The organism is Nocardia sp. NPDC004860 (assembly GCF_040609015.1).
GTDB lineage: Bacteria > Actinomycetota > Actinomycetes > Mycobacteriales > Mycobacteriaceae > Nocardia.
Map to the genome: position 1 here is coordinate 486,847 of NZ_JBEXJI010000001.1, position 25,025 is coordinate 511,871.

The following is a 25,025-nucleotide window of genomic DNA, read 5'->3' on the forward strand; positions in this document are numbered from 1 at the left end:
CCACCCAGCGGCACCGAGCCGGACGGAACGCCCGGAGGGCGGCGGTATCGTGGCGATCGTGGATCGTGGTGTCGCCGAGGTTGGCTTGTCCGGTGCGGGGCGGGTGCGGGAGTGGCTCGCGGAAGCGGAGCGGAATCCGGCGGGCCTGCCGGACGCGGGATACATCGCGCTGCTGCACGCGGACGGCTCCGAGCTGGAGCGGTTGTGCGAGCTGGCCGATGCGCTCCGGCGGCGAACGGTCGGCGATGCCCTCACCTATGTCGTGAACCGGAATCTGGACACCGCCGTGGTTTCCGGCTCCGCGGCGCGGGAGCGACTGGCCGCGCTGGTGTCCGAGGCGCACGCCCTGGGCGCCACCGAGATCTGCATGCAGGGCCCGCTACCCGCCGACAGCGATGACGACTATCTGGCGCTGATCGCCGCCATCACCGAGACCGCTCCCCTGCACCTGCACGCCTTCCGCCCGGAGGAACTGCTCGACGGCGCCGCGCGCCGCGCGCTGCCCCTCGACGAGTTCCTGGCGCGGGCAAAGGATTCCGGCCTCGGATCGGTTCCCGGCACCGGTGCGCGCATCCTCGACGACGATGTGCGCGCCCGGTTGAAGGGCAGCCCGGATCTGCCCGTGAGCCGCTGGGTGGAGGTGATCGAGACCGCCCACCGCGCGGGCCTGACCTCCACCTCGACCATGGTCTACGGGCACGTGGAAACCCCCGCGCAGCAGGTGGCCCACCTGCGACTGCTCGCCGATATCCAGGACCGCACCGGCGGCTTCACCGAATTCATCGCCATGCCCATGGTTCCCGTGACCGCGGCGTCCGGCTTCCTCGATCCCGTTGTGCCCGAAGCACTCCGGCGGCAGACGCGGGCGGTGCACGCCGTCGCGCGGCTGCTCCTGCACGGGCGCATCGACAATATTCAGGCCGCGTGGCCCCGGCTGGGGCTGGCGGCGGCGGTCGAGTTGCTGCGCGGCGGCGCGAACGATCTCGGCGGCCTGCTGCTCGACGGCCGGCTCGCGCCGGAGTCCGGTCCGGAGGCCGGGCTGAGCCTCACCGTCACCGACGTCGATCGGATCGCCGCGGAGCTGGGCCGCTCGCTGCGCCGCCGCACCACCCGGTACGGCCATGCCTGACAGCACGGATCCGGCCACCGCCGAAGGACATTCGAGCCCCGAACGGGTCGACGTGCTGATCGTCGGCGCGGGTTTCGCCGGTATCGGCATGGGCATCCAGCTCGCCCGCCGGGGCCGGGACTCCTTCGTCATCATCGAGCAGGCCGACGATGTGGGCGGCACCTGGCGCGACAACCGCTATCCGGGCGTGGCCTGCGATATCCCCGCCCACCTGTATTCCTTTTCGTTCCGGCCGAATCCGCGATGGTCGCGGGTGTTCGCCGAGGGCGCGGAGATCCACGCCTACCTGCGGTCGTGCGTCCAGCAGGAGCAGCTGGAACCGTATCTACGGCTGAATTGCGCGCTGGAACAGGCGGAGTGGGTCGAAGCCGAGGCGCGCTGGTTCGTCCGGACCTCCCGCGGCGACTTCTCGGCCGCCACCCTGATCATCGCCACCGGACGGCTGACCGAACCCCGGATCCCGCCGGTCGCGAAGCTGGAGAATTTCGGTGGCCGGCACTGGCATTCGGCGCGGTGGAATCCGAAGGTGTCGCTGGTCGGCAAGCGGGTCGGCCTGGTGGGCACCGGCGCGTCCGCGGTCCAGATCCTGCCGCGGCTCGCGGGTGAGGCCAGCGAGGTCGTGGTCTTCCAGCGTTCGGCGCCCTATGTGCTGCCGCGCGGGGACCGCTTCTACACGCCCGACGAGCTGTCGAGCTTCGCCGCCGATCCGCAGACCATCACCGAACTGCGCGACGAGCTGTTCGCCGAGGCCGAGCTCAGCATCGCCGCCCGGCGCCGCCGCCACCCGGAGATCGATCTGCTGCACCAGCGCGCCACGGACCATCTGGCGGCCCAGGTCCGCGATCCACGCCTGCGGCAGCAGCTCACCCCCGACTACGAAATCGGCTGCAAGCGAATCCTTTTCTCCGACGACTACTACGCGGCCCTGCAGCTGGACACCGTCCAGCTGGAACCGACCGAGCTGACCCGCATCGACGACGGCCTGGCCATCGCCGCGAGCGGGCACACCTACGATCTCGAGATCCTGGTCTTCGCCACCGGTTTCAACGCCACCCGGCCGTCGATCGCCAAGCACATCCGGGGCCGCACCTCCCTGTTGTCCGAGCGCTGGAGCAACGGCATGGTCGCGCACGCGTCGACCACCGTGGACGGCTTCCCCAATATGTATGTGCTGGACGGCCCGAACGCGGCGCTGGGCCACAACTCCGCGATCTATGTGATCGAGACCCAGATCGATTACGCGCTCAGCGCGCTGGATCATCTCGCCTCCAGCGCGGACACCGTCCTGGAGGTCACGCCCGAGGCGGTCCGCTCCTCCATGCTCGATATCGAGGAGCGCGCCCGCGACACGGTGTGGACCCAGGGCCGCTGCACGAGCTGGTACCGCGACGAACAGACCGGTCGCGTCACGCTGCTCTGGCCGGACTCAGCGGTCTCGTTCCGTCAGAGCAACGGCGCCTTCGACATTTCCGCCTACCGGTGACCCCGCCCGCTCACGCGGCGGAATGCCGCACCGGTCAGAAGATCGCCTTCGCTGCGGCGGGCGCGGCGGCGGCCGACGCGTTCAGCGAGGTCCGATCCTGACGGCAGATCCACAGCGTTTCGGCCGAGACCGGACCGGCCCGGCGGCCTAGGCTGAGGGCATGACGCCGCTGCAGCGCTATATCGCAGAGGAAATCGCCACCGATCACGCCGAGGGCCTGCTCAGCCGCCGGGAAGCGCTACGCCGGCTGGGGCTGCTCGGCATGGGGACACCGGCGGCCGTGGCGCTGCTGGCGGCCTGCGCCGACTCGGGCAAGCAGTCCTCTCCCACGACCACCGCCGCGAGCGGGTCTGCGTCCCCGGCGGCCGCACCGCCCGGCACCTCGACGGCCCTGCAGCCCACCGCGATCACCTTCGCCGGACCCGAGGGCCGCGCCCTGCAGGCCGCGTGGGCCGAGGCGTCCCAGCCGATGGGCGGCGTGCTCGTCATCCACGAGAACCGCGGCCTGACCGACCACATCCGTTCGGTGACAGGACGTTTCGCGGGCGTCGGCTACTCGGCGCTCGCGGTGGATCTGCTCTCCGAAGAGGGCGGCACCGCCACCTTCACCGATCAGGCGGCCGCCACCGCCGCACTCGGCAAGATCCCTCAGGACCGATTCGTCGCCGATCTGCGCGCGGGCCTGGCCGAGCTGCAGCGCCGCGTGCCCGGAAAGAAGCTGGGCGCCACCGGTTTCTGCTTCGGCGGCGGTCTGACCTGGCTGCTGCTCACCTCGGGCACTCCCGAACTCGCGGCCGCCACCCCCTTCTACGGCCCATTCCCCGACGGCGGCCAGGTCACCGGATCCAAGGCCGCGGTGCTGGCCGTCTACGGCGCGCTGGACAGCCGGGTCGACGCCTCCCGTCCGGCCGCCGAGGCGGCCCTGGACAAGGCGGGGCTCCCGCACGAGAGTTTCGTGGCCGACAATGCCGACCACGCCTTCTTCAACGACACCGGCCCCCGCTACCAGCCCACCGCCGCCGCCGAGGCCTGGCGCCGAGTAATCGACTGGTACGGCCGCTACCTGGGCTGACCCGGCCGATCACGCCGACCCCGCCGCCTCGCCACGGCCCCGGGCGGGCGCTGATGGTTCCATGGGCTCGTGGAATTGCGTCAGTTGCGGTATTTCGTGACCGTCGCCGAGGAGTTGCACTTCGGGCGAGCGGCCGAGCGCTTGCACATCGCGCAGCCCGCGGTGAGCCAGCAGGTGCGGCGGCTGGAACGGGATCTGGGCGTGCAATTGCTGGACCGGTCGCCGCGGCGGGTGCGGCTGACCGAGGCCGGGTTGCGCTTCCTGCCCGCGGCGCGGGGTGTGCTGGCCGCGGCCGATCAGGCCCGGGCCAGCGTGGCCGGCCTGGCGGGTGGCCGCGCGGAGGTGTTCCGGCTGGGCACGGTGACCGGACTGGGCGAGCGCCTGGACGCGGTCCTGGATGCCTTCGCCGAGCAGGCGCCGCAGGTGCAGGTCGAGCTGGTGGCGCTGCCGGTGCGGGATCGGCTGGCCCGGGTGGCGGACGGCGGTCTGGACGCCGCCTTCGTGCGCTCGCCGGAACCCGGTGAGAGCCCGGAACTGGACTTCCTGCCCGCCTGGGACGATCCGCTGGTGGTGGCCCTGCCCGCCAAACACGCACTGGCGACCCAGGATTCGGTCCGGCTGGCGGACCTGGCCACGGTGCCGCTGCGGCTGACCGAACGGCGCAACCATCCGGCGCTGGTGGATCTGGTGCTGAACGCATGTGTGCGCGCCGGATTCGAGCCGGTGCCCGCGCCCACCTCCACCACCCTGCAGGACACGCTGGCCGCCATCGGCGCGGGCTCACCCATGTGGACGGTGGTCTACGCATCGAACGCGCGGCAGGTCCACAACACGCGGGTCGCCTTCCGCCCCTTCGCCGATGCGGGCCTGACCCTGCCCATCGCGCTGGCGGTGCGGGCGGATGCGGCGTCGCCGAATCTGCGCCTGCTGGGCGCTCTGCTCGCGGGCGCGTAGAGATCTCGCGGGCGCGTAGAGATCTCGCGGGCGCACCGGGATCTGGCGGGCGCACCGGGATCTGGCGGGCGCACCGGGATCTCGCGGGCCCACAGGCGATAAGGATCGCTTATCACTGCGCGAACGACCTGCTCATTGGTCGGGGTGCCGTTTTCCGGTGAACTGTTCCCAGGCCGCCGAGCGGATCGGAGATCGGAACCCCGGTTCCGAGATGGCCGGTATCCCAGCAGTTTTCGCGAAGGAGAACAATCATGCCCATCGTCACCGTGCAGCAGGGCCCGCGCACCGTCGAGCTGAAGCGGGACCTGGTCCGCCGCATCACCGACGCCTTCGTGGACGCCTATCAGATTCCGGCCGAGGCCGTCCAGGTATGGATTCACGAGACGCCCGCCGACAGCTGGGGCACGGCCGGTCGTCTGACGGCCGACGGCAAGTAGCCGGTACACCGGCGGGTCGCCAGGGCGGAGCCGAAACCAGCTGTGGCGCACCCGAACCGACCCGCCGGTACCGTTAGATGTCGGACCCGTGACAACCCGGCATCGACTGCGCATGCTCCCAGGTAGGCCCCCGTTTTAGTGATACAACGGCAGCATGACGGAGGATGTCGGCAGCGCGGCCGTACCGACAGCGGCGGGGCGCTCGGTGGAATTCTGGGGCTATTGCATGTGGGGCCTCGCGGGACTGGCGATCGCCACCTCGGAGCTGGCGTCGGTCTTCGGACTGGCGAGCTGGCCGACCATCTCGAACACCATCGGGCATCTGGAGACTCAGCACTCGTTCGTCCGGCTCATCGTCGTGTCGGTGATCGTGCTGCTGGCGTATTACGCTGTCCCGCAACTGGCCACCCCGCCCGAGCCCACCCCACAGATGGTCGCCGGGCGCACCCTCACCGTGAACGGCCGTGTCACCAACCCGTATTCGCCGATCACCTTACTGGGCGCGGGGTATCTCCTGGCCGCGGTGGCCACCTTCGTCTTCGGCGTCCTGTTCGCCGCCACCGACCGTGGCATGCACCCACAGTCCTACCTGGGCGCGTACGTCCTCTACGGACTGATCGCCCTGATGTGGGTCATCGTGCCCAGCATTCTGGCCATGTTCTTCAGCCGAGATGTGCCCTTCCCCACCCTGTTTCGCACCATCGGCTACCTGGAGCGCCGCGCCCACCCGATCGCCGCCATCCTGCTGGCCGCACTGGTGGTGCTGCTCATCCACCTGGCCTTCTACCCCTGGCCCCGAGTCCAGAGCTGAGCGCCCGGCAACGCCGAACCGGTTGCCCCCGAACTATTTACGACCGCGTAGCAACAGAAATGCGGCATAAGCAGCGCCGGAGATACCGATAACCACGACCACACCGATGGTTGTCAGAATTGCGTCCACCCTTGTGATTCTAGGCTTTTCGGCCCTCGGCCGGGGCGCTGTCGGCCTGGAACCGTGCGGCGGCGGGCGAATCACCAGCGCGTCGGCCACCGACACCGTCAGTGTCGCGATCTCGGGAGTGTGCGCCCACCAGCGCTGCGAGACACCCACGGCGCAGTAGTAGGCGAACCGATCCAGCGCGGGCCCGGCGTGCCGCGAGTGCTCGATCCCCGGAACAGGCGTATGCAGGAACTATGGGTCGCCATCCGCAGCGGACGCCGTTCTATGGGGCGCTGATGCTGGTCGGGGTCATGCTCACCGGGCTGTGGGTCCGGGACTGGCCCTGGCTGTGGCTGCGGGCAGCCGGGTTCGTCGCGTTGTTCGTGATCGCGTTCGCCGGGTTCCTCATGACGTTCCGCGACCTCTCATGAGGAGGCCGAAGCTTTCTCCTGGCAAACCACCCGAATCGGACGTGTCACAAATATTGCATACATAGCGATTCATGCATATGGTGTTCGTCGGGCACTACCGAAGGAGGGTTATGGGCGGGCACGAGCATTCACACGGGCACGACCACGCCGGGCATTCACACGGCGCGACCGCCGACAGCGACAAGCGCTGGCTGGCCGGCGCGCTCGCGGTCATCGTGGCGTTCCTGCTCGGTGAGGTCGTGGTCGGCCTGGTCGCCAGGTCGCTGGCACTGCTCTCCGATGCCGCCCACATGCTCACCGACGCGGCCTCGATCGTGCTGGCGCTGTGGGCCATCCGGCTGGCGGCCCGGCCCGCCGCGGGCCGCATGACCTACGGCTGGAAGCGCGCCGAGATCCTCTCCGCCCAGGCCAATGGCCTGACCCTGCTGGGCCTGGCGGCCTGGCTCACCTACGAGGCCATCCGCCGCCTGATCAACCCGCCCGAGGTGACCGGTGGCCTGGTGCTGGCCACCGCGCTGGTCGGCATCGTGGTGAACGTGCTGGCCGGCTGGATGATCAGCCGCGCCAATCGGACCAGTCTCAATGTCGAGGGCGCGTATCAGCACATCCTCAACGACCTGTTCGCCTTCATCGCCACCGCGGTCGCCGGTCTGATCATCATGCTCACCGGCTTCGCCCGCGCCGACGGCATCGCCACCCTGATCGTGGTGGTGCTCATGGTGAAGGCCGGCGTCAGCCTGGTCCGCGCCTCGGGCCGCATCTTCCTCGAGGCCGCGCCCGCCTACCTCGACCCGATCGCGATCGGCCGGGAGATGGCCGAGGTGGACTGCGTCATCGAGGTGCACGACCTGCACATCTGGGAGATCACCTCCGGTACCCCGTCGCTGTCGGCGCACATCCTGGTCGGGCCCGGCACCGACAGCCAGGCGGTGCGCGCCGCGGTCGCCGCCATGCTCTCCGACAAGCACCACATCGATCACAGCGTGCTCCAGGTCGACTACACCGACCACGCGGAATGCCCGGACACCGAGCACGACCACGTCCCGCACTGCCAGGACGCGCACGGCCCGGTGCATCGCAAATCCATTGCCACGAACTGAGAGCCGACCGCCGGTTCAGGCGTGCACGGAGTGCAGCCCGGCGAGCCGGGCCAGCGCCGCCGCGGCCGGCGACTCCGGCGCGGCGGTGTACACGACCAGCAGCTGATCGGGATCGCCCGGCAGCGCGAAGGTTTCGTAGCCCAGCTCCAGCCGCCCTGCCTCGGCGTGCTGAATCAGCTTGGCGCCGCGCGTCTTCTCCTTGATCGGATGCGCGGCCCACAGCCGCCGGAAGACCGCGCTGCGGGCGGAGAGTTCCCCGACCAGCGCCGCCACCCGCGGATCGTCGGGATGCAGTCCCGCATCGCGCCGCAGGAACGCGACGGTCTCGCCGGCCACCGCCTCCCAGTCGGGATAGAAGGTGGACGCGGCGGGATCCAGGAACAGGTAGCGCGCCTGGTTGCGTTCCGCGGCGGGTATGCGCGCGAAGCCGGATACCAAGTCGCCCAGGGTATTCCAGGCCAGCACATCCATGCGCCGCCCCAGCACGAAGGCGGGCGCGGTGAGGGCGTCGAGCACCAGCCGGACACCGGGGTGGACGGTGTCGCTGTAGACGCTGGACACGGTGGTCGGATGCGCGTCGACGGTGCCGCCCGGCCGGGCCAGCGCGTACAGGTGCAGCCGCTCCTGATCACTCAGCCGCAGGGCACGGGCGACCGCGTCGAGCACGGCATCCGAAACATGTTTGCCGCGGCCCTGTTCCAGGCGGATGTAGTAGTCGACGCTCACCCCGGCCAGCTGCGCCACCTCCTCACGGCGCAGGCCCGGGACCCGGCGGCGGCCGTATTCGCGCAGCCCCGCGTCCGCGGGCTGGATGCGGGAGCGGCGCGAGCGGAGGAAGTCGCCGAGATCGTTCTGCATGGGGCCCAGCGTACGAACCCATCCTGGTACCTATCGGGGGGTACGGTCGGAGCATGTCCGGGCAGCACGGCGGCTCGTTCGGGACCTATCGTCTCGAACGCTTGCTGGGAAGTGGCGGCATGGGCGAGGTATGGCTGGCGCGCGACCGTACCGGCAGCACCGTAGCCGTGAAGGTGTTGTCTGCCGCGAACTCGGCAGATCAGGGCTATCGGCGTCGCTTCGAGCGAGAGGCCCGGTTGGGGGCTCAGCTGCACCACCCGCATATCGTGCCCGTTCACGCCTTCGGTGAAATCGACGGGCACCTGTTCCTGGAGATGGCCTACATCGAAGGCATCGACCTGGCCGCGCGCCTGCGGTCGGGCACCATGGCTCCGGCTCGGGCTGTGGAGGTCATCGCCCAGGCGGCCGAGGCGCTGGATGCCGCACACGCGGCGGGACTCATCCATCGGGATGTCAAGCCGGGCAATATCCTCGAGCACACCACCGGTTTCGTGTACCTGATCGACTTCGGTATCGCCCGCGCCGCCGACAGCACCGCACTCACAGCCACCGGCCTGGTCGTGGGCACGTTGGAATATATGGCACCGGAGCGGTTCACCGGCACGCTCGACGCGCGCTCCGATATCTATTCGCTGGCCTGTGTACTCTACGAAGCCCTCACTCGGCATCCGCCCTTCAGTGGCAACCCGGCACAGCAGATGCACGCGCATTTGATGTCCGAACCACCGCACGCCTCGCAGGCTGCCCCTGCTGTCCCGACCGCGCTCGACGATGTCATCGCCCGCGGCATGGCCAAGAACCCGGACAATCGCTACGCAAGCGCGGGAGAATTCGCCGCTGCCGCGCGAGCCGCCCTGAACCTGCCTGCACCGGCGCGACCGCCCCCACCGATCCTTGACTCGGCCGCCCCCGGCCCCAGCCCGCCGACCCGCGTCATAACTGCCACCGGTCCGGCGGCGACTCACCCGGTGACGCACGAGTCCCACGCATCCTCACCTGCCCCTGCCGCACATTCCGATCCACGACGAAATCCTTTGGGACCCAAATGGATATTGGCGGCGGCCGGGATTGCACTCATCGCTGCGGTGATGGTGTGGCTGTTTACCAGCGGCCTCGATACCGGGTCGGGCCCAGGTACGAGCATCCCGGCGCAGCCCTCTTCCTCGGCGATAACAGCGTCCGGTCCGCCGCCGTTCACGATCGGCGGTCAGCCCGCAGACCCGGCGCACACGGTGTACGACGGCAGTTTCGCCTTCACCGTGAGCGATGTGGTTTCCGGAGTGCGTATCACCGCCCCGGCGAACGCAGACCGCGTCTACACCATCGTGACACTGACGGTCACGAACATCTCCGAACGTCAGCAACTGTTCACCATCGCCGCTCAGCGCCTGGTCACCGTCGACGGCCGCTCGGTAGCCCCCGATGCAACCGCCACAGCGAGGCTTCACCCGTACAACGGCGAGCTCCACCAGCTCGCTCCCGGCGCCACTACCACGATTCCTCTGGCCTTCGAACTCCCCGGTAAAGAAGGCAACAAGAATGACGATATGGGCAAAAAGAAAGACGTCGCTCCGAGCCATCTGATCCTGCACGGGGAGCCCACATCACCCGGCGTGACAGTGCCGATCCGCTAGCCGGCGCGGATCGTGAGCACGGCCCTGTCCGGCGTGTCCGACTGCTGTGAACTGATCCAATTCTGCTGGTGTGAGGTCGTTATGGGGTCCAGCGCACGAACCCATCCTGGTACCGGCAGACCCAGGAAAACCGCAACCCTCGTTGCCGATCGCGCGCGCTCGCAGGATGAATGCACACGCAGAAAGCGAAGGAGCATTCGACATGAGCTACGAGAACCTGTCCGGCCGCACCGCCGTCATCGCCGGAGCCGCCAGCGGCATGGGCGAGGCCACCGCACTGCTGCTGGCCCGCAACGGGGCCCGGGTGGCACTGCTGGCGCGGCGCGCGGACCGGCTCGACACCCTGGCCGCCAAGATCGAAGCCGAGGGCGGGACCGCGCTGGCGGTGCCGGTGGACGTCACCGACGCGGCCGGCGTGACCGCCGCGGCGGACGCGGTGCACGCCGCGTTCGGCCCGGTCGACCTGGTGGTGAACTCGGCGGGCGTCATGCTGCCCAACCCGATCACCGACGGCCGCGAGGACGAGTGGACCCGCATGCTGGAGACCAATGTGGCCGGGCGGCTGCGCATGATCCGCGCCTTCCTGCCGGACCTGCTGGCCGCCGCGGACGCGGGCCGCACCGCCGACCTGGTCAACATCTCCTCGATCGGCGCGCACGTGGCGTTCCCCGGCTACGCGGTGTACGGGGCCACCCAGGCCGCCATCACCCAGCTGTCGGCGACGCTGCGCACCGAGCTCGGCGCGCGCAAGGTGCGCGTCACCAATATCGAGCCCGGCCTCACCGACACCGAACTCGGCAGCCACATCGACAATGCCGAGCTCAGCGGCGAGCTGGACGGCATGTTCGGGTTCATGGAGTCGCTGCGCGCGGACGATATCGCCGATCTGATCGCCTACACCGCCAGCCGTCCGGCGCACGTGAACCTGCGCCAGGTGGTGGTGCTGCCGACCCGGCAGGCGTGAGCGGATCGGGTAGCCGCCCGGCGAAATCGGCCGGGCGGCAGCCACTTCCGTCAGATCAGCGCGCTCGCCGTATTCAGCACGGTGGCGGTGCCGTTGCCGGCGAGCTGTCCGATGGGCAGCGACCCGGGCCGGCCGTGGTGGTCCAGCTCGCCGTCACCGCGCCAGCAGCCCAGCTCCCCGGTCCGGCGACCACTCTTCCCGCTGTGATAGACAGATTCCGCAGCTCGCGACGAAAGGACGGCATGGGACAGCCCGCGGATTCGTCCGGACATCCGGTCTCGTCCGAAAAGCCCACGGCCCGAGTGGAATTCGAGACCATGCTGCTCGGCCGCTACTCCATTGCCGCCCGCTACCGCCGCTCCGGCACCCGCCTCGATCGCAGCGCCTACGTCCTGCTCAGCCGCCTCAGCGTCGAGGGACCCATGTCCATCGGCCAGCTCACCGAGGCCTTCGGTCTCGATACCTCGACCGTCAACCGGCAGACCGCCGCGCTGCTGCGCGCCGGACTGGTCGAGCGCATCCCCGACCCCATCGGCGGCATCGCCCGCAAATTCCGCATCACCGACACCGGCGAACAGGCCCTGGAGGCCGAGCGTCAGGCCAATACCGAGGGCCTCGACCGCGTCATGGTGAACTGGTCCGCCGACGACGTGACCGCCTTCGCGAGCTATCTCGAACGCTTCAATACCGATATCGAGCGCCTCGACGGGCGGCCCTGGCCTCGCCCCTGACGGATCGCCGGGGCGCGCACCCGAATCCGAGGGTGCGCCCCGACTTCAGGCGATGCGCACCGCCACCCGGCCGCGATTGCCGCGAGTCTCGATGAGACCGAGTGCGGCATCCATCTCGTCGAGCGGAAGAATGATGTGGCGCGGGCGAATTCGCCCGCACGCCAGCAGGTTCCACAGTTCGGCCCGCCAGCCCTCCAGCAGATCGGCCCGAGTCCGGCTGAGCAGGCCCATCGAGAAGCCGCCGACGGTCTTCAGCTCCCCGAGCAGGCTGCCCGCGTCGATGGTTCCGCCGAAAGCGCTGAAGGCGATCAGGCGACCGTGCGGGGCGAGGATGTCCACGCAGCGTTGAGCCACGTCGCCGCCGACGCCGTCGAGGACGACGTCCACCCGCTCGGTCCAGGCGTCCGCGTAGGTGACAACCTCGTCCGCGCCACAGTCGTGCAGGAACTCGGCCTTGTCCAGGCTGCCGACGGCCGCGATCACCCGCGCCGCCCCCAGCGCCCGAGCCAGTTGGACAGCCAGATGCCCGACCCCGCTGGCCGCGCCGGTGACCAGCACCGACTCCCCGGCGGCGAACCGTGCCGTCCGGAGCAGGCCCAGGGCGATGACGCCGCCCCGTACCAGCGTGAGTGCGTCGGCGGCATCCACCCCGGTGGGGATCTCGGACATCAATTGCGGTGCGGCGAGGGCATATTCGGCGTAGGCGCCCTCGAAGACGACGCCGCCCACCCGCTTCCCCACCCAGCCGGCGAGGTCCGGTCCGGCCGCCACCACCGTGCCGACGATCTCACCGCCGTCGGGTCCGCCGTCCCGCTGCAGCATGCGCACCAGCCCGAGGTGGACGCCCGCCAGCTCGGTGCGCACCAGCAACTGGCCCGGGCCGGGCACGAGCTCGGCGGCGGTGAGGACGACAGGACTGCGGCCGGAGAACTGAATCTTGCGCACTGGCAGTGCCTTTCGGTGAGGCCCGGCGCTTCCGCCGATCTTTCTATGTTGAACCTAAATATAGTGTCATTGCCTTTTCTATGTCAAACCTAAATTTACTTCGGCGAGATGCGCCTGTTCAGCACGCAAAAAGCGCGACGGCCGTCCGGAGACGGCCGCCGCGCCCGACGTGCGGAACGAGCTACCTCGGAGCCTTCTCGAACTCCTCCACCGTGTGCCGCCCCGAGCCCCACCCCACATGCGCCTCCGCGCGCATGCGCTCGATCATGTGCGGGTAGTGCAGCTCGAACGCGGGACGCTCGGAGCGGATGCGCGGCAGCTCGTAGAAGTTGTGCCGCGGCGGCGGGCAGGAGGTCGCCCATTCGAGGGAGTTGCCGTAGCCCCATGGGTCGTCCACGGTCACGACCTCGCCGTAGCGGTAGGACCTGAAGACGTTCCACACGAACGGCAGCACCGACGCGCCCAGAATGAATGACCCGATGGTGGAAATGGTGTTCAGCGTGGTGAATCCGTCGCTGGGCAGGTAGTCGGCGTACCGGCGCGGCATGCCCTGCGCACCCAGCCAGTGCTGCACCAGGAAGGTGGCGTGGAAGCCGAGGAAGGTGGTCCAGAAGTGCCACTTGCCCAGGCGCTCGTCGAGCATGCGGCCGGTCATCTTCGGGAACCAGAAGTAGATGCCCGCATAGGTGGCGAAGGCGATGGTGCCGAAGAGCACGTAGTGGAAGTGCGCGACCACGAAGTAGGTGTCGGAGACGTGGAAGTCCAGCGGCGGCGAGGCCAGGATGACACCCGACAGCCCACCGAACAGGAAGGTGACGATGAAGCCGATCGCGAACAGCATGGGCGTCTCGAAGGTGAGCTGACCGCGCCACATGGTGCCGATCCAGTTGAAGAACTTCACACCGGTCGGAACCGCGATGAGGAAGGTCATGAACGAGAAGTAGGGCAGCAGCACGGCGCCGGTGGCGTACATGTGGTGCGCCCACACCGCGATCGACAGCGCCGCGATGGCGAAGGTCGCGTAGACCAGGGTGGTGTAACCGAAGATCGGCTTGCGCGAGAACACCGGGATGACTTCGGAGATGATGCCGAAGAACGGCAGCGCGATGATGTACACCTCGGGATGCCCGAAGTACCAGAACAAATGCTGGAAGAGGATGCTGCCGCCGTTCGACGGATCGTAGATGTGCCCGCCCAGGTGGCGGTCGAAGGCCAGCGCGAACAGGGCGGCGGTCAGGATCGGGAAGGCTACCAGGATGAGCAAACTCGTCGTCAGGATGGTCCAGACGAACACCGGCATCCGGAACAGCGTCATGCCCGGGCAGCGCAGGCAGACGACGGTGGTGATCATGTTGACGCCACCGAGGATGGTGCCCAGACCGGAAACGGCCAGGCCCAGGATCCACAGGTCGCCGCCCACACCCGGCGCGTGCACGATGTCCGACAGCGGCGTGTAGGCGGTCCAGCCGAAATCGGCCGCGCCGCCCGGGGTCAGGAAGCCGGCGGTCGCCATGGACGCCCCGAACAGGTACAGCCAGTAGCTGAGCGCGTTCAGCCGCGGGAAGGCCACGTCGGGCGCACCGATCTGCAGCGGCAGCACCACATTCGCGAATCCGAACACGATGGCGGTGGCGTAGAAGAGCAGCATGATTGTGCCGTGCATGGTGAACAGCTGGTTGAACTGCTCCGGCGAGAGGAACTGCATGCCCGGCCGCGCCAGCTCCGCGCGCATGAGCAGCGCCATCAGACCACCGATCAGGAAGAAGCTGATGGCGGTGGTGATGTACATCATCCCGAGCATCTTGGGATCGGTTGTGGTGATCACCTTGAGGACGAACGAGCCCTTGGGACCGTGTCGCGGCGGATACGGGCGGATCGCCTCGAGATTCTGTTCGGGCTTTGGAGCAACTGCAGTCACCACATCCTCCTCGGGAGGGTTCCGTCCAGCTTCTACCAATCAGGGCACATAGAACGGCGCACAGCGTACCGACAGCAAATCGATCCTCGCCGAAAACACTCCGGTCGGGGTGAACAGCGATTGGAATGCAAGATACTGCAGGGCAACCCTGCGCGTCGATGGCGGTCTCGAACAGGTTTGGTGCGTTGTTCATTGGCAGTTCATCCCGCGCCATCACGAAATACTCACGAGGCAGGGTCCAATATCGGTGCTATGTCTCGATCACTGCGCGCCCGCGTTCTCACCGTCGCCGTGGTCGGCAGCCTCGGCACCGTGCTCGCCGTGGGTGCCGCCACCGATGCCCGTGGCGAACCCAAGGCCGTGATCCAGGGCCGCACCGAGGTGACCGCCCTGGTCACCGGCGAGAAGCCGGACAACAAGTGCCAGATCGCGGCGTCCGATATCAGTGGTCCGTGGGGCATCGTCGGCCCCGACGGCACCGTCACCCTCACCCTCGGCGCGGTGCACAGCAACACCAGGAAGCTGCGCGTCATCTGCGAGGACCCCAAGCGCGGCGACGCCAGCCTGCACACCGTCCGCTCGGATCGGGTGACCTTCGACGGACTGCTCTCCCCCATCCGCCAGATCATGCACAACCGATTCTTCGGGGCCAGATAGCTGTCTTCGGGGCTAGACAACCGGGTGACCGGCGCGGGCCGAGGCGACCGCGGACCGGACCGCGGGCACGGTCTCGGTGGCGAAATGGTGGGTGGCGCGGTCGCCGCCGGGGTCGACGGGGAGCAGGAATTCGCTGATGCCGTGGGCCAGGGCCACTTCCGTGAGCTGGCCGGGCGTCATGGTGGGGTCGATGACGTAGGCGCGGCGGATCAGGGCCGGGACGCGACCGGCCCCGCGGGCCGCGGCGTCGATGGCGGTCATCATGGCGGTCAGGGTGGCAGGCGGGGCGTAGCCGACGCTGCCGAGCCAGCCGTCGGCCAGTTCACCGGTCAGGCGCAGGGCGCGGGGACCGTAGACGCCGAGCCAGATGCCGATCGGATGGGCCGGGCGCGGACCGGGTTTCGCGCCGCGCAGCGGATAGAACTGGCCGGCCAGCTGCGCGCGTTCACCCTCACCCCACAGCGCACGAACGACCGCGATGGCCTCGCGCAATGCGGCGAGGGCCTGGCCGGGACTGCGGCGGTTGCCGCCCATGGTCTCGATGGCGTCCCAGAACGCGCCGGCGCCCAGGCCCAGTTCGACCCGGCCGCCGCTGAGCAGGTCCAGGCTGGCGGCGCTGCGGGCCAGCACCGCGGGCGGGCGCAGCGGGAGGTTCGCGACCGCGGGCATGAGGGTGAGGTTGCGGGTGACGCCGGCCAGATAGGACAGCAGGGTCCAGGTGTCCAGGAAGGCGGGCTGATACGGATGATCCTGCATCGCCAGCACTTCCAGCCCGGACTCGTCGGCGTGACGCACCAGGCGCAGCAGCAGACGCCCGCGCGCCGCCTCGGGCGGCACGAAGATCCCGAACCGGAGCTCATGCCCGTAATCCGCCATAGCGAATATCAAGCTACCGCGCTGCCGGGGGCGGCCGGGCGAAATCGGGCGGATTCGGCGCGTCCGGGCGGCGGCAGCCGCTTCAGATCGTGATCAACTGGCAACCCGATTCCATAGTCGTTGCCGGGCAACGGAATACAATTGAGACCGGGTCGCCCGGGTCACGACCCGGCCTTTTCGGCAGTGGGCCGTTCGCGACGGCCGGGTGAAGGGACGTGCGCGATGCCGGCTCACAGCACGGTGGACATCGCCCTACGGCACCTGAGGGGAGTGGATCCCTCGGCGCTGCAGCACGCGCGGAACCGGTTGGCGGAGACCGGAATCGCACGGCTGGGATTTCTGCTCCCGCACCGGGTCAAACGGGTCCTCGCCGCCGAGGCGCTGACCCTGCTCGATCATCACAAACAGTGGGGCGACCTGCTGCCCGAGGGCGAGGGCCTGGCCCGGCAACAGGTCGACCTGACCGAGCAGGAGGTGGCCGCCCACGCCTCCTGCATCCCGCAGCTCTACGACTGTGAACCCTTGCGGCACAGCCTTTCCGTGGTCGCCGCCGAACCGGTCCTGGCCTGCCCCGAGGCCGAGCGCTACCGCGTGAGCCGCCTGCACCACGACGACTCGGTCGGCCAATGGCATTGGGACGACTACGCTTTCGCCCTCGTCCTGGTGGTGGAGTGCCCGCCGCTGGCGGACGGCGGCTTCGTGCAGACGGTGGCGCACACCCGCCGCGACTGGGACCACGCCGACATCTACCGGACCCTGACCCGCAATCCGATCCACTCCTGGGAGATACAGCCCGGCGACCTCTACCTGATGCGCGCCGACACCACCCTGCACCGTGTGCACCCCTTCGCGCACGGACGCCGCACCATCGTCGCCATGACCTTCGCGTCGCGGACCGACACCGAGCGGGAAGTCCCGTGGCGGGCTGCCGAACTCGCGCCCCGATAGCGGACACGCCGTGCAGAGCTGGGAGTTTGCGCCAACAGGTCGACGTGGGCTGAATCATATAGAGTGATAGCCTGATTAACCGTTAACGCAGCGGGGGGCAGCGTCGCCGCACCGTATCCGCTCCGGGCAGTTGTGCCCCACCCGGCTAAGGCGGCTCCCATGGACCTGCTCAACCCTCTCGACGCGATCTTCCTGGCCATCGAATCCCGCGAGCATCCCATGCACGTGGGCGGTCTGCAGCTGTTCGAACCGCCCGCCGACGCAGGCCCTGAGTTCACCCATGAGCTCTTCGAGGCGATGGCCGCGAAAACCGATGTCCGCACCCGATTCCGGCGCAGACCGAGCCGGCTGCTGGGCGGCTTCTCCAGCCTCGCCTGGTCCCACGCCGAGACCGTGGATCTGGGCTACCACCTGCGGCGTTCCGCACTGCCGGCGCCCGGCGGCCTGGGTGATCTGCTGGACCTCACCGAGCGCCTGCACGGCATCCTGCTGGACCGGCACCGCCCGCTGTGGGAGGCCCGGCTCATCGAGGGCCTGTCCGACGGCCGCTTCGCGGTCTACGTGAAGATGCACCACGCCCTCATCGACGGCGTCTCGGCCATGCGGCTGCTGCAGCGCACCCTCACCGACGACCCGTTCGACAGCCGGCTCACCGTCCCGTGGGGCACGGCGCCGGTGCCGCGCGACGACAGCCCCGAACCCGAAAGCCCCTGGACGCAGTTGCGCCGGGCGGTACCGCGGATCCTGCGCGCCACCGGATCGATCGCCGCGCCGTTGCGGGGCGCCATCGACGGGCGGCTCACCCTGCCCATGACCGCCCCGCGCACCCTGCTCAACACCTCCATCGGCGGGGCCCGGCGCATCGCGGTGCGGTCCTGGCCGCTGGAGCGGATCAACGCCGTCCGGCTGGCCACCGGGGCGACCGTCAACGACATCGTGCTGGCCATGAGCGCCGCCGCGCTGCGCGCCTATCTGCTCGAGCGTGACGCACTGCCGGACGAGCCGCTGATCGCCATGGTGCCGGTCAACATTCGCAGCGCCGCCGAATCCGATACCTCCGAGGGCAATCTGGTGGCGGCCTGCCTGGCCAACCTCGGCACCCACATCGAGGATCCGGCGGTCCGGCTGGAAACCATCAGCACCTCCATGCGCGACGCCAAACGGGTGTTCACGCAATTACCGAAGCTGGAGGCCATGCTGCTGTCGGCCGCGCTGATGACGCCGCTCGGGGTGTCGCTACTACCGGGCTTCGAAGCACTGCCGCGGATGCCGTTCAACCTGGTGATCTCGAATGTGCCCGGGCCGCGCAAGCCGGTCTACATGCAGGGTGCGCGTCTGGACGCCAACTACCCGCTGTCGATTCCGTTCGAATCGCAGGCCATGAACATCACGCTGACCACCAATGGCGACAATCTCGATTTCGGCCTGGTCGGCTGCCGGCGCACCGTGCCGGACCTCGATCGCATGACCGACCATCTGGAGAACGGCCTGGCCGAGCTGGAGCGAGCCGTCGCCTGACGCCTGGTGACACCGGGCCGCGCCGGGCCTCATTACGCTGGTCCGCGTGGAAACATCGTGGCCCGAACTGCGCACCGAGTGCCTGATCCTCGAGGACGAGGCGGTCCTGGCCCTGAACAAGCCGGCCGGGATCTCGGTGACGGGCGAACGCCACGACACCGACATCGTGGAAATGGCCGCGGCGCACGGCGAGACGCTGTATCCGGTGCACCGGATCGACAAGGTCACCTCGGGTCTCGTCCTGCTGGCCAAGGAGCTGCCCGCGCACGGGCAGCTCACCCGGCAGTTCAACAAGCGCACCGCGGAGAAGACGTACCTGGCCGTCACCGCTTCCACGGGCCTGCCCGACCGCGGCGTCATCGATCTGCCGCTGAGCGTGGGCCGCAAGAACCGGGTGCGAATCGCCGCGCCGCGCGAGAGCATTCACCGCGCGGGCGACACCTGGCTGGTCGACGAGCAGGACGTGGCGGCGGGCAAGAGCTATCCGTCGGTCACCGAATTCATCACCCTGGCCCGCACCGATTCCCATACGGTGCTGGCACTGCGCCCGATCACCGGGCGGCGGCATCAAATTCGCGTGCACCTGGCCTGGATCGGTCACCCCATCGTCGGCGATCCGCTGTTCGACCGGACCGGCGCATTTCCCCGCACCCATCTGCATTCGTGGCGTCTGACCCTGGACGCGTCCTGGCGTCCCACCGGCACACTCGAACTGGAGGCCGAGCCGGGCGCCGACTTCTGGCGGATCGGCCACACCACGGTCACCACCGATCCACGGCAACTGCTGAGCAGCGCAGGCGAACTCGTGACGCGCGCCACATCGACCGGTTACTGATGCGACTTCGCTATATTGGGTGGCGGGTCTCACCGAGACCGCATCAGGGCAGGTCAATTAGCCTGAATGGGGTGACCGCGGTGCGGCGGCACAGCCGGGCGCAATGATGCTGCCCTTCACAGAAAGCGAACGCCGATGGTTCTGCTGGCTCAGCTCAGTGACACCCATTTCAATATGGGCGCCCGCAATGTCGAACGCGCCGAACGGGTGATGGCCTTTCTCGCCGAGCTGCCGCAGCGACCCGACGTCATCATCGTCACCGGCGACATCGCCGACGAAGGCGATGTGGAGGAGTACCAGCAGGCGCGCGCGGCCCTGAGCGCCGATCTGCCCGTGCTGATCCTGCCCGGCAATCACGACGACCGCGCCAATATGCGCAGCGTGCTCTTCCCCGCCACCTCGGGCACCGGACCCATCAACCAGTCCTACCGGATCGACGGCGTGACCCTGGCCCTGCTGGACTCCAGCATTCCCGGCAAACCGGAGGGCCTGCTCGAGGACGAGACCTACGACTTCCTCACCGAGGTCCTGGCAGCGGCCCCCGACGATGAAGTGGTGCTGGTGGCCATGCATCATCCGCCGGTGCCGGTGCAGTCCACCGTCGTGGATCCCATCCGGCTCACCAATCCGGAGCGCCTGGCCGAGATCGTGGCGGGCGACGACCGCATCGCCGCCGTCCTCACCGGTCACGTGCACGCCGGGCTCATGACCCAGTTCGCGGGCAAGCCGCTGATCGTGGCGCCGAGCGTCTCCTCCACCATCGGCTGCGAATGGGAAACGGCCGCACCGGGACACGTGCCGATCGACTTCGCGCCCGACCCGTCGATGATCTTCCACTCCATTACCGACGGCCGGCTGCTGTCGATGTTCCGGCCCATCGCCATGGGCGGCTGGCTCAGCGAACCGACGGAGTGACCGCGCCGCGCCGGTAGGCCGAGGGCGTGGTGCCGGTCCAGCGTTTGAAGGCGTGAATGAAGGTGGACGCCTCCGCGTAGCCGAGCCGGATCGCCACATCGCTCACCGACAGCGGTGTGGCCGTGAGCATTTCCTCGGCCAAAGCGCGCCGCACCTCGTCCAGCAGCTGCCGGTAGCTGGTCCCCGCCGCGTCCAGGTGGCGGCGCAGGGTGCGGGTGCTCATATTGAGATCCCTTGCCACCGAATCGATTCCGGGCGGTACCGCGAAACCGTCCAGGCCGCCGCGCGGCACCAGCAGCTCCCGCACCTCGGCGGCGATGCCGGTGCGGGCGCGGCGGCGGGAGACCAGTTCGGTGCACTGCGCCAGGCACATGGCCCAGGTGTGCTCGTTCGCCTGCGGCAGCGGCTGCTCCAGGATCGCCGGATCCATGGTGAACACGTTGTGCTCGGCCTCGAAATTCGGTGTCAGCCCGTAGATTTCGGTGTAGAGGCGGAGGTCGGGCGGCGGCTCGAAATCGAAGTCGGCGCGCAGCAGTTCGACGCGGTGGCCCATCAGGTCCGACAGCATCTGGAACATGGCGGTGACGTCGCGTTCCACCAGGAAGCGACGGACGTCGGCGGGCACCCGCTCGTCGTGGATGCGGGCCATGAATTCACCCGGCCGCCAGCGCGCCGCCGGAATGCAGAAGGTGAAGCTGAGCTCCAGATAGCGCAGGGCGAGGGAGATGGCCTCGCCGAGGGTGGGACTGCTGACGCAGGCGAAGCCGAAGATGCCGAAGGTGGTGATGCGGTACCGCCGGCCCACCTCCAGCCCGAGGTCGGGGCGGGCGCCCAGTTCGCGCACCAGGTTCCGGATCACCGCCAGTTCGGTGTGCGCGTCGATCTGCTCGTCCGGATTGGCCAGCTGCTTCTCGTTCAGTCCGCTGCCCTGCAGCATGCGGGCGGCCGGGACCCCGTGCTCGCGCGCGAATCCGACCATGAGGGCGACACTCGCCACGCCGCGCGGGAAATTCCAGTCGCGAATCCCCGCCTCCTGCACCGTGCCCATAGCCTGATTATGGCCGAAATTCTCGATCCGGTCGCCCACCAAATCGAACGCTCGCTCCTACAGTGAGAAGAGTCTTCGATGTGAGGAGCACCACAATGCCGTCCGTCATCATCATCGGCGCCGGATTCGGCGGGCTCGGCATGGCGATCGAGTTGCAGCGCAATGGCTTCCGCGAGTTCACCATCCTGGAGAAGGCGGCCGACCTGGGCGGGGTGTGGCGGGAGAACACCTACCCCGGGGCGGCCTGCGATGTGCCGTCGCCGCTGTACTCGTTCGCGCACGAGCCCAGACCGAAGTGGCGGCAGCGGTATTCGACACGCGAGGACATCTGGGCGTACATGCGCGGGATCGCCGAGCGGCATCGCCTGCTGGACCGCATCGTGTTCGGGACCGAGGTCACCGAGGCGGAGTTCGACGAGACGACCGGGCAGTGGACGGTGCGCACCGCCGACGGCGTGACGCGCACCGCGGATGTGCTGGTCCCGGCCGTCGGGCAGTTGTCGCGCCCGGCCATGCCGCCGATTCCGGGCATCGAGGTGTTCGGCGGGGCATCCTTCCATTCGGCGCGGTGGGATCACGGGGTCGAACTGGCCGGCAAGCGGGTGGCCTGCATCGGGACCGGGGCCAGCGCGATCCAGTACATTCCCGAGATCCAGCCGCGGGCCGCTCATCTGACCGTCTTCCAGCGCACCGCCGCCTGGGTGCTGCCGAAGTTCGACACCGACTACAAGCCGGTGCATCAGCGGATCCTCATCTCGATTCCAGGAATGCCGAAGGCCGAACGCCTTTCGTGGTGGCTGCTCGCCGAGTTCATATCGCTGGGGCTGGTCGAGTTCCCCGGCATCGTGCGGGGGGTCGCGCGGATCGCGGAGAAGCATCTGGAGGTGAAGGTCGCCGATCCGGAGCTGCGCGCCAAGCTGACCCCCGACTACCCCATCGGCTGCAAGCGCGGACTGTTCTCCAACGACTACTTCCCGGCCCTCACCCAGCCCAATGTGCACGTGGAGACCACCGCCATCAGCGAGATCGCCCCCGTGGGCGTCCGCACCGCCGACGGCGTGCTGCACGAGGCCGACGTCATCATCTACGGCACCGGCTTCAAGGGCACGGAATTCCTGTGGCCCATGAAGATCCGGGGCCGCGCGGGCCGAAATCTGAGCGATGTGTGGGATGGCGGCGCCCACGCCTACCTGGGCATCACGGTCCCCGAATTCCCCAACATGTTCATGGTCTACGGCCCCAACACCAACCTCGGAGTCGGATCCATCATCTACATGATCGAATCCCAGGCGCGCTACATCCGCCACGCCCTGCAACTTCTCGCCGAACGACCGCGCGCCTGTCTGGAAGTCCGACCCGAAGTCGAACTGGCCTTCAACGATGCCCTTCAGCAGCGCCTGGCCCGCACCCCGTGGAACTTCTGCACCAGCTGGTATCGGACGCCCTCCGGCCGCATCATCAACAACTGGCCCGGCACCACGCGTAGCTACCGGCGCCGCACCCGCGCCCTGCGCCTTCCCGACTACACCGTCACCCCGATCCGAGGCTGATCAGTATCAGGTAACACGAAATTCCTTGCCCACCAAGTCATCTCAACCGCGGCAGGGAAAACGGTGCTGGCAGCGGACACCGAGCGATCTGCTTCGGCCGTCTCCCACCAGCACCGAACCTTCCCGATTCCTCGGCTTCACCGCTCAATGAGAATCAGAAGGGCAACCCGTTGGTCAGTACCGGTGGCAAGTGTCGGTGACCTGGCGCAGGTGCGGACCGAAGTCCGAGTTGATATCGGTGGGCGCGCCCATCTGCTGCTGTTCGACGAGCAGGGCCTGGAAGGCGATGCGCCGCTGCCACATCGGCTGGTCATAGGCCATCCGGAACGCGGCCTTGCGCCCGGGTGCGGCATCGAGCTGCGCCGCGATCTCGGGTTCCACCTGATGGAAGGCGGCGTCGATCTGGTCGAACGAGCAACTCGAGCTCAGCAGCGGTTCGAGATCGCTCATCGGATCGGCGCCCGCCACTCCCGCACCGGACAGCGCCGCACCGGCGGCGAATCCGGCAATCGTCACTGCAATCACGCCTGCGTACCGCGCACTGATCAACCTCATGTGAGACCAACCTTTCGTAGTAGCTGGATCTGCGGATGACAACCGGCCCTCGTCCGGGCCGGACCGAAGGGTAGCCGAGGGCATCGGGGGCCGGAGCGCTGGACTCCGCACAACACCTTTGTCTCCACGCGCGAGTCATCGTTGACCGCGCGTACCAGGCCACATAGTTTGTTCTCCCGTGCGCCGGAATTCTTGGCGGCGCAAGCAGTGGTCCGTGGTATCTGGAGCGTCGGCCGATACACACTGGAGGCGTTTTGAAGCTCGATGCCGCACCGTTCGGGAAACGCACGAATAGATCGACCAAATTATCGCGAACAATCCGATACTGGTGGCGCGCCGGACTCATCGGCGCAGTCACACTACTGACGACGGCAATCGCGGTGCCCAGCGCCCGCGCCGATATCCCCTTCCCCGACAACGATCCGTTCTACGCGGCGCCCGCCAACCTCGGACAATTCGCGAACGGGTCGATTCTCAACTCCCGGCCGATCTCGGTGTTCGGGCAGTCGCTGCCGGTAGCGGCCTGGCAGGTCCAATACCGAACCACCGGCTCCAACGGCGAGGCCGCCGCCGATATGGCCACGGTCTTGAAGCCCGATACCCCGTGGAACGGTCCGGGTGATCGCCCGCTGCTGGCGTTCCAGGTCGCCGAGGACAGTCTCGGAACGCGGTGCGCGCCATCGTTCGCGCTGCGTGGTGGGCGCGGCTTCTCCATCATCACCACGCTGCTGGATGTCCCGTTCCTGGCGCAGGCGCTGTGGCGCGGCTGGGCGGTGGTGGTATCCGACTACCAGGGCCCGCAGTCCCGTTTCTTCGACGGAATCAACTCCGGCCGGGCCGTGCTGGACGGCGTGCGCGCCGCCAAATCCTTTGCCCCGCTGGGCATTACCACCAACAGCGCACTCGGCGCGTGGGGCTACTCGGGCGGCGCCTTCGCCACCCTGTGGGCCATGCAGCTGCGATCGAGCTACGCACCCGAGCTCCGGTTCGCGGGCGTGACCTCCGGCGGCGTGCCCGTGGACATCCCCTCCATGATGCGCGGGGTGGACGGCGGCTTCCAGGCCGGGCTCGCCGTGCTCATCCTGATCGCCCTGGCGCGCAACGATTCCGGCACCGGACTGGCCAAGATCCTCAATGACAACGGCCGCACGCTGATGGCCCGGGAGGCCAGTTCATGCGCCGGCGACCTGGTGGTCCACCACGCCATGCGGCACCTCGACGAATACTCGACCGCACCGAATCTCGTCGGCAGCCAAGCGTTCAAGGCCGCCGCCATCCGTCAGGAACTGGGCGCCCAGGCCCCCGACACCCCGCTGTACCTCTACCACAGCAATGCCGACGACGTGATCCCGGCGGGAGGCTTCAGCGCCCTCGTCGACCGCTACTGCTCCCTCGGCGCAAACCTGACCGCCATCCACTCACAGATCCCCGGCCACAACCCCGCAGCAGTCGTGGAATCCCTGGGAGCCATGAATTTCCTGTCCGACCGCTTCGCCGGCAAACCGATGCCCCCCGGCTGCGACGTGCGCTGAGGCACGCATCGCGGGA

The 25,025-nt window shown here is 68.6% G+C and carries 25 protein-coding genes; 18 read left to right on the top strand and 7 right to left on the bottom strand.

Annotated features, from left to right (window positions below; translation table 11 throughout):
- The first annotated feature begins 58 nt into the window (after positions 1–58).
- From ABZV44_RS01985 to ABZV44_RS02020, 8 genes are all read left to right on the top strand, one after another.
- The gene (locus ABZV44_RS01985) at positions 59–1,129 is read left to right on the top strand and encodes an FO synthase (protein WP_354830713.1); all 1,071 of its coding nucleotides are present in this window, start codon (positions 59–61) and stop codon (positions 1,127–1,129) included.
- Positions 1,122–2,612, top strand: coding sequence for an NAD(P)/FAD-dependent oxidoreductase (locus ABZV44_RS01990; RefSeq protein ID WP_354830714.1), 1,491 nt, complete (start codon positions 1,122–1,124; stop codon positions 2,610–2,612). Before ABZV44_RS01985 ends, ABZV44_RS01990 begins: the two co-directional genes overlap by 8 nt.
- Before the next feature lie 160 nt (positions 2,613–2,772).
- Positions 2,773–3,684 carry a dienelactone hydrolase family protein gene (locus tag ABZV44_RS01995; RefSeq protein ID WP_354830717.1) on the top strand — a complete coding sequence of 304 codons (912 nt, stop codon included), beginning with the start codon at positions 2,773–2,775 and terminating at the stop codon, positions 3,682–3,684.
- 69 nt (positions 3,685–3,753) lie between these two features.
- Positions 3,754–4,638 carry a LysR substrate-binding domain-containing protein gene (locus ABZV44_RS02000; RefSeq protein ID WP_354830719.1) on the top strand — a complete coding sequence of 295 codons (885 nt, stop codon included), beginning with the start codon at positions 3,754–3,756 and terminating at the stop codon, positions 4,636–4,638.
- Between the two features lie 248 nt (positions 4,639–4,886).
- A complete protein-coding gene (dmpI, locus tag ABZV44_RS02005; protein ID WP_354831609.1) occupies positions 4,887–5,075 on the top strand; it encodes a 4-oxalocrotonate tautomerase DmpI in 189 nt (62 codons plus the stop codon).
- A gap of 154 nt (positions 5,076–5,229) precedes the next feature.
- The gene (locus tag ABZV44_RS02010; RefSeq protein ID WP_354830722.1) at positions 5,230–5,886 is read left to right on the top strand and encodes a hypothetical protein; all 657 of its coding nucleotides are present in this window, start codon (positions 5,230–5,232) and stop codon (positions 5,884–5,886) included.
- A gap of 362 nt (positions 5,887–6,248) precedes the next feature.
- Entirely contained in the window at positions 6,249–6,425 is a 177-nt protein-coding gene (locus ABZV44_RS02015; RefSeq protein WP_354830724.1) for a hypothetical protein, read from the top strand.
- A 110-nt stretch (positions 6,426–6,535) separates the two neighbouring features.
- Positions 6,536–7,525 carry a cation diffusion facilitator family transporter gene (locus ABZV44_RS02020; RefSeq protein ID WP_354830727.1) on the top strand — a complete coding sequence of 330 codons (990 nt, stop codon included), beginning with the start codon at positions 6,536–6,538 and terminating at the stop codon, positions 7,523–7,525.
- A 15-nt stretch (positions 7,526–7,540) separates the two neighbouring features.
- Here ABZV44_RS02020 and ABZV44_RS02025 read toward each other — a convergent pair whose 3' ends face one another.
- A complete protein-coding gene (locus ABZV44_RS02025; RefSeq protein WP_354830729.1) occupies positions 7,541–8,383 on the bottom strand; it encodes a helix-turn-helix transcriptional regulator in 843 nt (280 codons plus the stop codon).
- A 53-nt stretch (positions 8,384–8,436) separates the two neighbouring features.
- Here ABZV44_RS02025 and ABZV44_RS02030 point away from each other — a divergent pair, with 53 nt between their 5' ends.
- Complete coding sequence (locus ABZV44_RS02030) at positions 8,437–10,017, top strand: serine/threonine-protein kinase (RefSeq protein ID WP_354830730.1); 1,581 nt, start codon at positions 8,437–8,439, stop codon at positions 10,015–10,017.
- 202 nt (positions 10,018–10,219) lie between these two features.
- Complete coding sequence (locus ABZV44_RS02035) at positions 10,220–10,981, top strand: SDR family oxidoreductase (protein ID WP_354830732.1); 762 nt, start codon at positions 10,220–10,222, stop codon at positions 10,979–10,981.
- 50 nt (positions 10,982–11,031) lie between these two features.
- Here the strand turns inward: ABZV44_RS02035 and ABZV44_RS02040 are convergent, their stop codons facing one another.
- Positions 11,032–11,253 carry a hypothetical protein gene (locus tag ABZV44_RS02040; protein ID WP_354830734.1) on the bottom strand — a complete coding sequence of 74 codons (222 nt, stop codon included), beginning with the start codon at positions 11,251–11,253 and terminating at the stop codon, positions 11,032–11,034.
- Here ABZV44_RS02040 and ABZV44_RS02045 point away from each other — a divergent pair.
- Positions 11,224–11,712, top strand: coding sequence for a MarR family transcriptional regulator (locus ABZV44_RS02045; protein ID WP_354830737.1), 489 nt, complete (start codon positions 11,224–11,226; stop codon positions 11,710–11,712). The genes ABZV44_RS02040 and ABZV44_RS02045 overlap by 30 nt on opposite strands.
- Positions 11,713–11,757: 45 nt before the next feature.
- Here ABZV44_RS02045 and ABZV44_RS02050 read toward each other — a convergent pair whose 3' ends face one another.
- Positions 11,758–12,657, bottom strand: coding sequence for a zinc-binding dehydrogenase (locus tag ABZV44_RS02050; RefSeq protein ID WP_354830738.1), 900 nt, complete (start codon positions 12,655–12,657; stop codon positions 11,758–11,760).
- A gap of 181 nt (positions 12,658–12,838) precedes the next feature.
- On the bottom strand, positions 12,839–14,575 hold the full coding sequence (gene ctaD, locus ABZV44_RS02055) for a cytochrome c oxidase subunit I (RefSeq protein ID WP_354830739.1): 1,737 nt from the start codon (positions 14,573–14,575) through the stop codon (positions 12,839–12,841).
- A 252-nt stretch (positions 14,576–14,827) separates the two neighbouring features.
- On the opposite strand from ctaD, the gene ABZV44_RS02060 reads away from it, so the two are divergent.
- Positions 14,828–15,232, top strand: coding sequence for a hypothetical protein (locus ABZV44_RS02060; RefSeq protein ID WP_354830741.1), 405 nt, complete (start codon positions 14,828–14,830; stop codon positions 15,230–15,232).
- A 12-nt stretch (positions 15,233–15,244) separates the two neighbouring features.
- Here the strand turns inward: ABZV44_RS02060 and ABZV44_RS02065 are convergent, their stop codons facing one another.
- Positions 15,245–16,108: an LLM class flavin-dependent oxidoreductase gene (locus ABZV44_RS02065; RefSeq protein WP_354830743.1), complete on the bottom strand. Its 864-nt coding sequence runs from the start codon at positions 16,106–16,108 to the stop codon at positions 15,245–15,247.
- A 222-nt stretch (positions 16,109–16,330) separates the two neighbouring features.
- Here ABZV44_RS02065 and ABZV44_RS02070 point away from each other — a divergent pair, with 222 nt between their 5' ends.
- The 4 genes from ABZV44_RS02070 to ABZV44_RS02085 all read left to right on the top strand — a co-directional run bounded on the left by ABZV44_RS02070 (position 16,331) and on the right by ABZV44_RS02085 (position 20,324).
- The gene (locus ABZV44_RS02070; RefSeq protein WP_354830744.1) at positions 16,331–17,056 is read left to right on the top strand and encodes a hypothetical protein; all 726 of its coding nucleotides are present in this window, start codon (positions 16,331–16,333) and stop codon (positions 17,054–17,056) included.
- A 159-nt stretch (positions 17,057–17,215) separates the two neighbouring features.
- Positions 17,216–18,574 carry a wax ester/triacylglycerol synthase family O-acyltransferase gene (locus ABZV44_RS02075; protein WP_354830747.1) on the top strand — a complete coding sequence of 453 codons (1,359 nt, stop codon included), beginning with the start codon at positions 17,216–17,218 and terminating at the stop codon, positions 18,572–18,574.
- 46 nt (positions 18,575–18,620) lie between these two features.
- Positions 18,621–19,409, top strand: a complete 789-nt coding sequence (locus ABZV44_RS02080; protein ID WP_354830748.1) for an RNA pseudouridine synthase — start codon at positions 18,621–18,623, stop codon at positions 19,407–19,409.
- Positions 19,410–19,544: 135 nt separating this feature from the next.
- Positions 19,545–20,324 (top strand): metallophosphoesterase, encoded by a 780-nt coding sequence (locus ABZV44_RS02085; protein WP_354830751.1) that lies wholly within the window; start codon positions 19,545–19,547, stop codon positions 20,322–20,324.
- Here the strand turns inward: ABZV44_RS02085 and ABZV44_RS02090 are convergent.
- On the bottom strand, positions 20,305–21,372 hold the full coding sequence (locus ABZV44_RS02090) for an AraC family transcriptional regulator (protein WP_354830753.1): 1,068 nt from the start codon (positions 21,370–21,372) through the stop codon (positions 20,305–20,307). The genes ABZV44_RS02085 and ABZV44_RS02090 overlap by 20 nt on opposite strands.
- Before the next feature lie 95 nt (positions 21,373–21,467).
- Here ABZV44_RS02090 and ABZV44_RS02095 point away from each other — a divergent pair, with 95 nt between their 5' ends.
- Positions 21,468–22,922: an NAD(P)/FAD-dependent oxidoreductase gene (locus tag ABZV44_RS02095; protein ID WP_354830754.1), complete on the top strand. Its 1,455-nt coding sequence runs from the start codon at positions 21,468–21,470 to the stop codon at positions 22,920–22,922.
- Positions 22,923–23,096: 174 nt separating this feature from the next.
- Here ABZV44_RS02095 and ABZV44_RS02100 read toward each other — a convergent pair whose 3' ends face one another.
- The gene (locus ABZV44_RS02100; RefSeq protein WP_354830756.1) at positions 23,097–23,477 is read right to left on the bottom strand and encodes a hemophore-related protein; all 381 of its coding nucleotides are present in this window, start codon (positions 23,475–23,477) and stop codon (positions 23,097–23,099) included.
- Between the two features lie 380 nt (positions 23,478–23,857).
- Between ABZV44_RS02100 and ABZV44_RS02105 the strand changes: the two genes are divergently transcribed.
- Positions 23,858–25,009, top strand: coding sequence for a lipase family protein (locus ABZV44_RS02105; RefSeq protein WP_354830758.1), 1,152 nt, complete (start codon positions 23,858–23,860; stop codon positions 25,007–25,009).
- Positions 25,010–25,025: the final 16 nt, after the last annotated feature.

Excerpts from the sequence above, each read along its gene's own strand:
- ABZV44_RS01990 (WP_354830714.1), top strand. The coding sequence starts at position 1,122 with ATGCCTGACAGCACGGATCCGGCCACCGCCGAAGGACATTCGAGCCCC.
- ABZV44_RS01995 (WP_354830717.1), top strand. The coding sequence starts at position 2,773 with ATGACGCCGCTGCAGCGCTATATCGCAGAGGAAATCGCCACCGATCAC.
- ABZV44_RS02010 (WP_354830722.1), top strand. The coding sequence starts at position 5,230 with ATGACGGAGGATGTCGGCAGCGCGGCCGTACCGACAGCGGCGGGGCGC.
- ABZV44_RS02015 (WP_354830724.1), top strand. The coding sequence starts at position 6,249 with ATGGGTCGCCATCCGCAGCGGACGCCGTTCTATGGGGCGCTGATGCTG.
- ABZV44_RS02020 (WP_354830727.1), top strand. The coding sequence starts at position 6,536 with ATGGGCGGGCACGAGCATTCACACGGGCACGACCACGCCGGGCATTCA.
- ABZV44_RS02025 (WP_354830729.1), bottom strand. The coding sequence starts at position 8,383 with ATGCAGAACGATCTCGGCGACTTCCTCCGCTCGCGCCGCTCCCGCATC.
- ABZV44_RS02030 (WP_354830730.1), top strand. The coding sequence starts at position 8,437 with ATGTCCGGGCAGCACGGCGGCTCGTTCGGGACCTATCGTCTCGAACGC.
- ABZV44_RS02035 (WP_354830732.1), top strand. The coding sequence starts at position 10,220 with ATGAGCTACGAGAACCTGTCCGGCCGCACCGCCGTCATCGCCGGAGCC.
- ABZV44_RS02045 (WP_354830737.1), top strand. The coding sequence starts at position 11,224 with ATGGGACAGCCCGCGGATTCGTCCGGACATCCGGTCTCGTCCGAAAAG.
- ABZV44_RS02040 (WP_354830734.1), bottom strand. The coding sequence starts at position 11,253 with ATGTCCGGACGAATCCGCGGGCTGTCCCATGCCGTCCTTTCGTCGCGA.
- ABZV44_RS02060 (WP_354830741.1), top strand. The coding sequence starts at position 14,828 with ATGTCTCGATCACTGCGCGCCCGCGTTCTCACCGTCGCCGTGGTCGGC.
- ABZV44_RS02065 (WP_354830743.1), bottom strand. The coding sequence starts at position 16,108 with ATGGCGGATTACGGGCATGAGCTCCGGTTCGGGATCTTCGTGCCGCCC.
- ABZV44_RS02070 (WP_354830744.1), top strand. The coding sequence starts at position 16,331 with ATGCCGGCTCACAGCACGGTGGACATCGCCCTACGGCACCTGAGGGGA.
- ABZV44_RS02075 (WP_354830747.1), top strand. The coding sequence starts at position 17,216 with ATGGACCTGCTCAACCCTCTCGACGCGATCTTCCTGGCCATCGAATCC.
- ABZV44_RS02085 (WP_354830751.1), top strand. The coding sequence starts at position 19,545 with ATGGTTCTGCTGGCTCAGCTCAGTGACACCCATTTCAATATGGGCGCC.
- ABZV44_RS02090 (WP_354830753.1), bottom strand. The coding sequence starts at position 21,372 with ATGGGCACGGTGCAGGAGGCGGGGATTCGCGACTGGAATTTCCCGCGC.
- ABZV44_RS02095 (WP_354830754.1), top strand. The coding sequence starts at position 21,468 with ATGCCGTCCGTCATCATCATCGGCGCCGGATTCGGCGGGCTCGGCATG.
- ABZV44_RS02100 (WP_354830756.1), bottom strand. The coding sequence starts at position 23,477 with ATGAGGTTGATCAGTGCGCGGTACGCAGGCGTGATTGCAGTGACGATT.